The following is a 10,684-nucleotide window of genomic DNA, read 5'->3' on the forward strand; positions in this document are numbered from 1 at the left end:
CCGTGTCCAATCTCGTCCAGCCAAACGCCACGGCACCGGAATCCGAACACGGGCACTCGGACGCCAGCTCCATGACCCTGTTCGGCTTCTGGGTCTACATGATGACCGACTGCATTTTGTTCGCAACGCTGTTTGCGACCTATGCGGTACTCGGCCAGAGCGTCGCCGGCGGCCCTGGCTCCGCCGATATTTTCGAATTGCCCTACGTGCTGACGGAAACGTTCATCCTGCTGTTCAGCAGCATTACCTACGGCTTCGCCATGCTCGCCCTGAGCGCCGGCCAGAAGCAAAAGGTATTGGCCTGGCTCGGCCTGACGTTCGTTCTCGGCCTGGCGTTCATCGGCATGGAAGTCCATGAGTTCCACAAACTCATCGCCGAAGGCTACGGCCCCAACCGCAGCGCCTTCCTCACCGGCTTTTTCACGCTGGTGGGCACTCACGGCCTGCACGTCACCACGGGCCTGATCTGGATGGCCGTGGTGATGTTCCAGGTGCAACGCAATGGCCTGACCACCGTCAACGCCACCCGCATGGGGTGCCTGAGCCTGTTCTGGCACTTCCTCGACGTGGTGTGGATCTGTGTGTTTACCGTGGTTTATCTATTTGGAGTGATGTAGATGAGCAATCTTCAGAGCAGCGTCGATGCCAGCCACGGCAGCGCAAAGTCCTACCTCACCGGGTTCGTTCTGTCGGCCATTCTTACCGTGATTCCGTTTGCCCTGGTGATGTATCCCACATTGCCAAAGTCCATGACGGCCGGGATCGTGGCGGTATTTGCGGTGATCCAGATCGTCGTGCACCTGATCTATTTCCTGCACCTGGACTTCTCACCGCAGCAACGCTGGAACCTGACGGCGCTGGTGTTCTCGACCGTGGTGATTACGCTGCTGGTCGGGCTGTCGCTGTGGATCATGTACAGCGTGCATCACAACATGTTGGCGCACTAAATCGCCCTGCGAGCTGCCTTTGTGGCGAGGGAGCAAGCTCCCTCGCCACAGAAACCTCTTCAGCCTCACTGGTTTATTTCACGTCCACCAATACCGAACCAGATGAAAGAAGATCGGCGCGGCGAAGCACACCGAGTCCAACCGGTCGAGCATGCCGCCGTGGCCTTCGATCATGTGCCCCCAATCCTTGACGCCGCGGTCGCGCTTGATCGCCGACATGACGATGCCGCCAGCAAAGCCCAGCAGGTTGATCAACAAGGCGATGAGGAACGACTGCCACGGGTTGAACGGCGTGATCCACCACAACGCGCCACCAATCAGCGAGGCCAGGAAAATCCCGCCGACAAAGCCCTCGACGGTTTTCGACGGCGACAGGTTCGGCGCGATCTTGTGCTTGCCGAACAACTTGCCGCAGACGTACTGCAACACGTCCGACAGCTGCACCACGATCACCAGGTAGGCGATCAGCAGCAGGTTGCGCCCTTCGAAACCGGCGATGTCCAAGGTCAACAAGGCTGGCACGAAGGAGATGCAGAATACCGCGATCATCAGCCCCCACTGGACCTTTGAAGCGCGCTCGAGGAAATGCGTGCTGTCGCCGCCCAAGGACGCGAGGATCGGCAGCAGCAGGAACACGTACACCGGGATGAAAATCGAAAACAGTCCGTACCAGTCGAAGTAGATCAGCAGGTATTGCAGCGGCAACGCCAGGTAGAACGCCGCTACCAGAGCCGGGTAGTCACTGCGCCGCGTGGGCGTAAGCGTAAGGAATTCCCGCAGGGCGTAGAACGACACGGCGTAGAACAACAGGATCACCGCCGCATTGCCGAGCCAGAACGCGATGCCGATCACCAGCACCATGATCCACCAGGCATTGATCCGGGCGTTGAGGTTCTCGATGACCGAGTTCGGCGCGCCTTTTGTCCGCAGCTTGAGAATGAAACCGACCAGCGAAGCCAGCAGCAGAATCGCGCCGATCCCGCCAAACAACATCAAGGTATATCGATCCATGTCAGACGTGCTCCGGGGCCAGCGCCAGCAGTGCGGCGCGGCTGCGTTCAAGAAATTGCTCTTTGCTTTCGCCGTCCTCGATGCGCAGCGGCGCACCGAAACTGGTGGTGCACAGCAGTGGCAGCGGCAGCACCCGGCCCTTGGGCATGACGCGGTTGAGGTTGGCGATCCACACCGGGATCACTTCGACCTCGGGGTGGCTTTTCATCAAGTGGTACATCCCGCTCTTGAACGGCAGCAGGCCTTCCTCCGGATTGCGCGTGCCTTCCGGGAAGATGATCAGCGAGTCGCCGTTTTCCAGCGCTTCGAGCATAGGCTGCAAGGGGCTGTAGGAAGGGTCCTTGCGCTCTCGATCCACCAGCACACCGTTGAACACCCGGTTGATGATGTAGCGGCGCATCGGGCTGGTTTGCCAATAATCGGCCCCGGCGACGGGGCGGGTGAGCTTGCGCAGTGCCGGTGGCAGCGAGGCCCAGAGCAACACGAAGTCGCCGTGGCTGCTGTGATTGGCGAAGTAGATCCGCTGCACCGGCGTCGGCGCGCAGCCGAGCCACAGGCTGCGAGCGCCGGTGACCATGCGCGCGGCGGAGGTGATGAGATTGGCGACCACGGGTTCGAACATGAGGATTCCTTGTCCTGAAAAACATAAGTATCTGCACAACGGCTGCTGGCCGACATACGCCACCAAAAGCCATTCACTTCCTGTTCAAGTTCCAAGACCCGAGTAAACCAGCCAGGGACTCGCCAGGACGAAGCTCACCGTCAACAGCGCCTGAATAGCCACCACCCAGGCTTGGCGGCGCAGCAGTCGCATAGAACCATGGCTGCGCTCGGGCCATGACCGCCCGCCGCGCTCGACCGGTTGCAAGCCAAGATTGGCCAGCGCCTCGTCCAGTGCCTGGGTGCGTTCGGTCAGCGGCTTGCCGGCATCCGCGACGATCTGGAACAGATCGGCATCAAAGGCCACGCGAAACGCCAGATATTTCTCCTGCATGCCGAGGACGAACACGCCGAAGCTCAGCAACAGCAGCCACGGATCGATGCTGCCCACCAGCCATTGGCCCAGGCCGATCAGCGCCGCCAACAGGGTCAAGCCGGTGGAAAACTGGTCCAGCGACTGACCGCGCCGCAACAGGCTCGCCACGGTGTGCAGTTCCATGTCGCTGCTCATGACCATGCCCCGAATCCCTTGGACAGTTGCTCCAACGCCTGGCGATGGACTGGGTGCAACACGATACCCGGCCGAGCTTGGCGAATCTGGGCGATGGCCGCGTCGACACTCTCGGCGCGACCGCTGTCCAGCAACCACGCCGCCACGGCGGTGGCACTGCGCGAATAACCCAGGGCGCAGCAGACCAGCACCGGCCCGTGCTGACGCAGTTGCTCAATCATCTGCGCCGCGTTCAGGCACTGCTCGGCGGTCGGTGCCGTCAGGTCGAGCACCGGCAAGCTGCGATAGGCGATTGCGGTGCTGTCCATCGACAACTCGGCGCAGAGGTCGAGCACGCCAGTAAACGGGCTGCTTTTAAGCGACGCCGAGGTAGGAATTCGTCCGAGCCAGACGTCATCCGCCACCTGATCCGGCTGCGGATGCTTGCGCGTCCACACGCGGGAATTGATCCAGGCCGCCGCCAGATAGGGCGCCAACAACCAACGCACCGCCGGGCTCAACCGGCCATCCTCACGCTTCTGGAACCCGCTCGCGCCGAACACCAGGTAGTTCAGCGCGACCATGAGTACCGCGACCGCCGGCCAGATCAGCCAGAGCCACGTGCCACCGAAAGCGAACGCCAAGGTGAAAAACACCGCTGCGCCCAGACCATAACGCAAGGCCAGTTTCCGGCGGGTGGGGTCGTTCGTCAGCTGGACACTTCGCAGCGGACTCGGCCGGTCCAGCGGCCACAACCACACGCATAACCAACCGGCCAACGCGCCCGTGGGCACGTCGACAAAGTGGTGTTGATACGTGGTCAGCACCGACACGCCAATCAAGGCGAACCAGCCGTGCATCAACCAGCGCCAAATACCTTGCAGGTGGCGTTGATAGCAGACCCAAAGCACCACCAGCAGCGCGATGTGCAGCGACGGTGCTTGGTTGAACGGCTTGTCGAAGCCCGCCAGCACGTCGAACATCCAGCCGAACACACCATCCATTTCTGGCCGTGGGAAGGTAAACGTCAGCGGCCAGAGCAGGAAACAACTGACCGCAATTACCTGGGCCGTGAGCAGGCGCAAGGCGTGGCGCTTGAGTTCGTCGCGGCTGTTGGGCAGCAGCAGGGACAGGCCGTACAGCAGATCAATCGACCAGTACGGCACGATGGTCCAGGCCATGAACGGCATCTGGCTTTCCCAGTCGAACACCAGGCTGCCGACATCGTCGCGCTGGGCGGTGACCCAGGTGGCGAAGCCGTAGGTGCTGAAGAACAGCGGCGCCAGCAACAGCAGCCAGAGCACTGCCGGTTTCAGCAATGCGGGTTCGCGGGCCGGAGCAATGACCGCGCTCATTACTGCACTCGCTGCGCCAGGGAAACGCTGAAAATGCCCCATTCATCGACCCGCAGGGTGATCTTGCGGAAACCCGCTGCCTCAACCAGTTGATCCATTTCCGCTTGCGTACGTCGGCGCATCACCCAGGCCTGGCCGGCGCGGTGGCTGGTCAGGGCGCGGGCGATCAATTCCAGTTGCGGGTGCCATGGCTGGCCGGTGTAGACCAGGAATCCGCCAGGCTCGACGGCTTCGGCCAGACCGGCGAGGGAAGCGCCGACCATCTGGTTGTCGGCAAACAACTCGTACAAGCCGGACACCACGGCCAGGGTCGGCTTGGGCTCCAGCGCCGCCAGATCCTGACGGTCGAAGGCATCGCCTTTGACGAACTGCGCAATGTCACCCAGGCCTTTTTCAACGATCAGCGCATTGCCGTCGCGCACGTTGATGTCACTGTAGTCGCGCAGCAGGATCGACTCCGGCAGTGGACTGACGCCTTGCAGCGCTTCAAGAATGTACCGGCCATGGCCGGCGGCGATGTCGACGATGCGCACTTCGCGGTCTTGCTCGCGCAACTTGCCCATGGCCAGGCGCAGCAACTCCTCGACGTGCAATTTGCGCTGGCGAATGCCGCGCCAGCCGATGGAGTTCAGGTAGTTCTGGTCGATCGCTTTGCCCAGCGCCGAAGTGCCGGTAGGGCGATTGCGGTAGACGTAATCCAGGGTGCTGCCGGAGTCGAACCCGGTGTCGAAGCCCAACTTCACGCCGGCCGACAACTTGCTGCCAAAGCGCATGCTGGCGCGGGTCATGCGCCAGTAAAGGTCACGCAGCGAATTGTGCGGCAGCGGCGTGGCCAGGGTTTCCGCCTCGGCGCAGGTCACGCCCAGGCGATCGGCATCCAGCAGGGAAGGGCGCTCCAGCGGACGGGCAAAGTTTTGCAGGATGAAACGGCGGGCGCTGGCAATGGCCGGAGCACGATTCTTCTCGCCGAGGGTGTCGTGGAAGAAGCCCGGCAGGATGTGCTTCTCCTTGTGCAGGCTGCCCAGCCGCTCGAAGAACTGTTCCTGGGGTTTGCGATGCACGACGAAGTCGGAACCGGAGATCAACAGCTGCGTCGGCACCTGGATCGCCTGGGCATCGGCGACAACCCGGTCGGCCGCTTCGTACAGGCCCAGCAGTACGTTCACCGAAATCGCCTTGGTGATCAGCGGATCGCTGTCGTAGGACGCGACACGCTCAGGGTCATGGCTGAGGAACTTGGCCTTGACGTAACTGTTGACGAAAAAGTTGCCACGAAACTTGCGCATCAACGCCAGGCCCGGACGGGCAAACGGCACGTAGAGCTTGACCTTGAAGGCCGGCGACGCCAGCACCAGCGAGCGAATGCGCGGCGCGTAGTCGTGGACCCAAGTGGACGCAATCACCGCGCCGACGCTTTGCGCTACCACGGCAATGTTCTGTTCGTCGATTTGGTGCGTCGCGCCGATGTGATCGCAGAACGTCTGCACATCCCGCGCACTGGTGGCAAAACTCGGGCTGTCGCCGCGAGCGCCCGGCGACTGGCCATGGCCGCGCGCGTCCCAGGCGAAAAACTCGAACCCGGGCAAATCCATCTCATCCACCAGATGCGCAATGCGCCCGGAGTGTTCATGACCACGATGAAACAACAACACCGCCTGGCGGGGTTCACCCGCAACGGTGTCGAGAGCCGGCCAGTGCCGGTAGAACAACTCCACGCCATCATGGGTGGTGAACGTCAGTTCCTGGGCTTCGCGCATTGCAACTTCCTTATGCTGAGGGGGCGTTTTCCGACACTTGGCTCAGGCCATGACGGACCCGATTGACCAAGGTATAAACCAGCAGGGCGGCAACCACCGCCATCACACCATTCACCCAGGGCGCCCCGAGCCAACCCAGGGCAATACCGGTCGCCAGCACGCCAAACACAAAGGCGCGATCACTCTTGCCCATCGGCCCGTCATAGCGCCGCGAAGCCCCGACCATCGCCCCCAACACGCCGGCGTATTCGCTGAACAACGCCAACAGCGTGACCAACAACACGAGCAAAAGACTGGTATCGGCAAACAAGGCAAAAGGCAGGATCAAGGCAGCGTCGGCGATGATATCGCATAGCTCATTCAGGTAGGCGCCCAGATTCGATTGCTGGCCAAACTCCCGCGCCAGCATGCCGTCGACTGCATTCAACGCCATGCGCAGGAACATCCAGACCGGCACCAGGACGAAAATCCACGGATGGCTGGCGAACCACGCAACCACCGCCCCCACCAACACCGACACGATGCCGGCCAGGAGCGTGACCTGGTTGGCGGTGACGCCGTTGTTGTAAAGACGTTGGACGGTGGGGCGGAGCAGATTCTGGAAGGCGGGCTTGAGTTGATAGATGGAAGGCATTTGGTCTGTGATCTCCGCCGGGTTTGGGGCTGGGCTTGTTCAGGTGCGAGATTACGATAGGTTGAGGGGGCGCTGGCGGGTATTTCTTGAGAATGCGCGCGGGTAGGCATCAATTCGTGCACTTATCTACATGAAACACCCTGGCAGATATGAAAAAAACGCTGAACCCGTGGCGAGGGAGCTTGCTCCCGCTGGGCTGCGCAGCAGCCCCAGAACGCTTCAACGCGGTGACCGCAGAGGTTTACGACTGCTGCGCAGCCGAGCGGGAGCAAGCTCCCTCGCCACGATGATGTATGCAGGCTTATGGTTTCTGCACACTCACAGCCAATGGGATTATTACGTCAGGCTTGGCTGGGAAGTGCTGGAGCGCTTCGAGCCTTGGGGTAAGGAGCAGTGGCTGATGTCGCGGTGTTTGTGATCGCGGTATGCGCGCTAGCCTCCAGCCCGCAGCGGGCCGCCGACCGGGACGTACTCGACCGGCGCTTCCCCGGGCAGGTTTTTTATGGGGTCTTCGGTATAACCGTAGCCTTCTTCCTTCAGATTGATGGAATGCACGCTGTGCTCACGGGCGGTGCTGTCGGTGAGCTTGGTGAACAGACGGTGGTCGGCGGGGAGGGTGAAGCGGTCGCCGGGGTGGAGTTGGGCGAAGGTTAGGGTTGGGTGGTTCATGGTGGCGGGCTCCGAGTTGGGATGGTCTCCTTTGGATTGAGAGCGCTCGCCGAATTGGGTTCCATGTTTTTGATAATCGACGCTATGCCGCTCGAAGCAAGGCCCAGCATTTATCTGATACATGACCCCTAGCTCGCGCGATTTTAGCGGTATGCTCAGACCTATGTGCTGAATTGGGAAGTGGGCCTCTATGCCGCTAGAAAAAACACCCGTCAAGGCGCAGTCGCTACCTATTCCAGGTTTTTTATGGATTCCATCCAGAGCAAAAAATAATCTTTCTGTAGTTGAGGGTCGTTAACTATATCCTGATCATCATAGTCAAATATGTTTACCAGGTTTTCTCTTGAGGCCGGTTTGCCCAGGCTGGTTTCGTAAGCCATAACTCCTGCTGTCATTTGCGCAGACATACTCGAAGGACGCACGTTTCGCTTGGCGCCCTTGCATAAAAACTTTAAATTCGAATGCTCTCTTATGATATTTCCAAAGCAGTCGTATATATTTCGTCCTGTATAGGTCTTCGACCAGCCATCTTGTAAGGTGATCAAGATGGTAGACTTTTGCTCGTTAATATCGAGGTGGACCTTTTCTTTTTGTCCGTCTCTGATCACTGATATTGCTTTTTTGTCCGTCATAGCTATTTGCTCTGTGATAAAGGCGGATTTTATTAATGAATCAATGTCCTATTTCTTACGGATGGTTCATGACGGCGGGCTCCGATTGGGGAGGGCAGGGTTGCATTTTTTCGAATACCTACGTCGGAAGCCGGCGTGGCTCCGTTTCCAAGAGTAAAAGCGATTTTCCTGTCTGCGTTATGTGCTCGCCCATTGTTTAGTTGTTCTCGTTCTCTGGAGTGCTGTTTTTGTTTAAGGATTTTATCCATTCATGGTAGTGATTGATTTGTGCTTGGATGTTATTTGTTATGTCTTGATTTTCGTAATCAAAAATATTAACAATTCTATCGTCATCTGCCGGCTCGCCATTAATGACTTCGTAGGCAATTATACCTCCAGACATCTGCGAAGACATCCGCGATGGATGCACATTTATTTTTGCCCCTTTACATAAAAACTTTACGTGAGGAAAGTCTCGTCTTATTTTTCCGAGGCATGTATAAAGGTCGGTTGCGGTGTAAGTTCTTATAGCTTCGTCTGGCATCTGTATTGTCATAGTGTTGGTTTTTCGATCGCATTCAAATTTTGCAGTTTTGAGCACGCCGTCAATTTCAATCTTTACGTCTCGAGAAATCATTTGTTACCTGTCAAAATTAGGTATTGAGTAGCCGACGAAAGATCCATCGGAATTCACTGGGGTTGCGCCAACTATGTCCTTTTTATCAACCCCGCCAGGGACCGCTATCTCCACTTCTTTTCGATGGGGTGAGAGCAATCCGAGTTTTTTATTGACGTCGATGCCAGGCACATTTTTTAAGATATATACATATCCGGACTCAAATCCCCAGCCCGTTGCAAATTTTTTTGCTTCCGTCATCGACGGGGTGGTGCTGATGTAAATGCTAGGTGGGCTTCGATTATCTTTGGCATGAAGAAATAAATCTGTACTAAAGCCTAATGGTTCGAAACCCGTATCAAAAATTTCCCATGGCTCTCTGGTATCACCTCTATAGGTATAGATAGCTTTGGGATTGGCGTCAGGGAATTTAGGTTCCCCCTCATCCACCCCGACCTTAGCCGCCGGATCCTGCTCGCCAACCGCCGGCTTTTTACACCCATCGCCCGGGCAAGTTTCCAACCCCAACGGATCCACCCACCCCGTCGGGTTCAGGGTGTACCGATACCCGTTGAGCCCGCCCTTGAGCTTGCTCGGATCCGCCGTCAGGTACCGCCCCGTCTCCGGATTGTAGTACCGGTGCCGGTTGTAATGCAGGCCGCTTTCCCGGTCGTGGTATTGCCCTTGAAAACGTAGCGGTTGGTGCAGTCTCGGGCCGTTGCCATGGCGCAGTTCGGTGAGTTTGCCATAGCCGTTGTAGCGCGCGGCCCAAACCACTTCGCCTTGGTGGCTGGTCAGTTCCTGGGGCGTGCCGAGGTGGTCGAGGTGGTAGTAGTAAGGCGTGGCTTTTTCTGGGCCTTCGCCTTCGAGCAGGGCGAGGGGGCGAAAGGTGCCGGGCTCAAAGATGTAGCTTTGGTAGTGCTGGTCGCTGCTTTCGGCGATGACCTGGTCGCCTTGCCAGATAAATTCGCTGGTCTGGTCGTCCACGGTCTTGCTGATGCGTCGGCCGAAGGCGTCGTAGCGGTAGGACGTTTCGCTGCCGTCCGGGCTGGTGACACCGATGAGGCGGTGTTGGCTGTCGTAGCGGTATTCGGTGACCAGGCATTGGGCCGTGCCGCGGCGTTCGCGGATCAGGTTGCCGTAGGCGTCGTAGTCGTAATGGCGGTCGCCCTCCATCAACAGGCGGTTGCCCTTGAGGGTGGTCGGGCCGGGGCGATCCTGCATCAGCAGGTTGCCGGCCGGGTCGTGGGCGAAGCGTTCCGGGGCTTGGCTGTGGGCATAGTCGATGCGCAGCAGGCGATCTTGCTTGTCGTATTGGTAGCTGCGGCGGTTTCGTGTGTCGGACAGCGCGGCGAGGTTGCCGCTGGCGTCGTAGGAATAGTCGCGCCAGAACAGCTGCTGCTGTTGGGTCTGCCACACGGTCTGGGCCTTGAGACGGCCCTGTTCGTCGTAGCTGTAGTCGCTGAGCAGCCGGCCCTGCTGGCGTTGCTGTTCGCGTCCGCCTTTGAAACGGTGCTCGGTCAGGCACGTGCCGTTGAGGTCGATGGCGATCAGCGCGCCGCCCTGGGCGTGGCGGTAGTCGAGGGTGCTGCGATCCGGCAGGCGGCAATGGATCAAACGGCCGGTGCTGTCGTATCGATAACGCAGGGTGGCCCAGCCCTGGTGTTCGGCGACGAGGCGGTCCTGGACGTCGTATTCGTAGGCCAGCGGCCAATGGCCGTCGTCGACGCTGACCAGGCGTCCGAGGCCGTCGTAGCGGTATTCGACCGTTTCGCCGTCGGGCAAGGTCTTGCGCAGCAGGCGTCCGGCAGAATCACGCTGGTAGGCGGTGACCCGTTGGCTACCGTCGGAACCAAACTCGGTCTTTTCCAGCAGGTGGCCGTTGAGGTCGTAGGCGTAGCCGGTGCGCTGGCCGTCGAAGCCGGTTTCCTGTC

The 10,684-nt window shown here is 59.3% G+C and carries 12 protein-coding genes; 2 read left to right on the forward strand and 10 right to left on the reverse strand.

The genetic code is table 11. The features are described 5' to 3' along the window. Nucleotides 1-2 precede the first annotated feature (2 nt). The gene (gene cyoC / locus HU806_RS22770; protein ID WP_186614605.1) at nucleotides 3-617 is read left to right on the forward strand and encodes a cytochrome o ubiquinol oxidase subunit III; all 615 of its coding nucleotides are present in this window, start codon (nucleotides 3-5) and stop codon (nucleotides 615-617) included. Beyond that, complete coding sequence (gene cyoD / locus HU806_RS22775; protein WP_186614606.1) at nucleotides 618-947, forward strand: cytochrome o ubiquinol oxidase subunit IV; 330 nt, start codon at nucleotides 618-620, stop codon at nucleotides 945-947. 78 nt (nucleotides 948-1,025) lie between these two features. On the opposite strand, the gene HU806_RS22780 is transcribed toward cyoD, so the two are convergent. The 10 genes from HU806_RS22780 to HU806_RS22825 all read right to left on the reverse strand — a co-directional run. Next, nucleotides 1,026-1,958 carry a phosphatidate cytidylyltransferase gene (locus tag HU806_RS22780; RefSeq protein ID WP_186614607.1) on the reverse strand — a complete coding sequence of 311 codons (933 nt, stop codon included), beginning with the start codon at nucleotides 1,956-1,958 and terminating at the stop codon, nucleotides 1,026-1,028. A gap of 1 nt (nucleotide 1,959) precedes the next feature. Beyond that, nucleotides 1,960-2,580, reverse strand: coding sequence for a lysophospholipid acyltransferase family protein (locus tag HU806_RS22785; protein WP_186614608.1), 621 nt, complete (start codon nucleotides 2,578-2,580; stop codon nucleotides 1,960-1,962). An 84-nt stretch (nucleotides 2,581-2,664) separates the two neighbouring features. Further along, a complete protein-coding gene (locus HU806_RS22790; protein ID WP_186614624.1) occupies nucleotides 2,665-3,129 on the reverse strand; it encodes a hypothetical protein in 465 nt (154 codons plus the stop codon). Further along, nucleotides 3,126-4,463 (reverse strand): phosphatase PAP2/dual specificity phosphatase family protein, encoded by a 1,338-nt coding sequence (locus tag HU806_RS22795; protein ID WP_186614609.1) that lies wholly within the window; start codon nucleotides 4,461-4,463, stop codon nucleotides 3,126-3,128. Before HU806_RS22795 ends, HU806_RS22790 begins: the two co-directional genes overlap by 4 nt. Further along, nucleotides 4,463-6,220 (reverse strand): bifunctional alpha/beta hydrolase/class I SAM-dependent methyltransferase, encoded by a 1,758-nt coding sequence (locus HU806_RS22800; protein ID WP_186614610.1) that lies wholly within the window; start codon nucleotides 6,218-6,220, stop codon nucleotides 4,463-4,465. Before HU806_RS22800 ends, HU806_RS22795 begins: the two co-directional genes overlap by 1 nt. 10 nt (nucleotides 6,221-6,230) lie before the next feature. Then, nucleotides 6,231-6,854 carry a CDP-alcohol phosphatidyltransferase family protein gene (locus HU806_RS22805; RefSeq protein WP_186614611.1) on the reverse strand — a complete coding sequence of 208 codons (624 nt, stop codon included), beginning with the start codon at nucleotides 6,852-6,854 and terminating at the stop codon, nucleotides 6,231-6,233. Nucleotides 6,855-7,286: 432 nt separating this feature from the next. After that, on the reverse strand, nucleotides 7,287-7,523 hold the full coding sequence (locus HU806_RS22810; RefSeq protein WP_186614612.1) for a hypothetical protein: 237 nt from the start codon (nucleotides 7,521-7,523) through the stop codon (nucleotides 7,287-7,289). Between the two features lie 230 nt (nucleotides 7,524-7,753). Next, nucleotides 7,754-8,155 carry a hypothetical protein gene (locus HU806_RS22815; RefSeq protein ID WP_186614614.1) on the reverse strand — a complete coding sequence of 134 codons (402 nt, stop codon included), beginning with the start codon at nucleotides 8,153-8,155 and terminating at the stop codon, nucleotides 7,754-7,756. Between the two features lie 196 nt (nucleotides 8,156-8,351). Further along, nucleotides 8,352-8,771, reverse strand: coding sequence for a hypothetical protein (locus HU806_RS22820; RefSeq protein WP_186614616.1), 420 nt, complete (start codon nucleotides 8,769-8,771; stop codon nucleotides 8,352-8,354). 3 nt (nucleotides 8,772-8,774) lie between these two features. Continuing rightward, on the reverse strand, nucleotides 8,775-10,684 hold a 1,910-nt coding region (locus HU806_RS22825), incomplete at its 5' end, for an RHS repeat-associated core domain-containing protein (RefSeq protein ID WP_186614618.1).

The organism is Pseudomonas sp. SWRI154 (genome assembly GCF_014268645.1).
Taxonomy (GTDB): Bacteria; Pseudomonadota; Gammaproteobacteria; order Pseudomonadales; family Pseudomonadaceae; genus Aquipseudomonas; species Aquipseudomonas marvdashtae.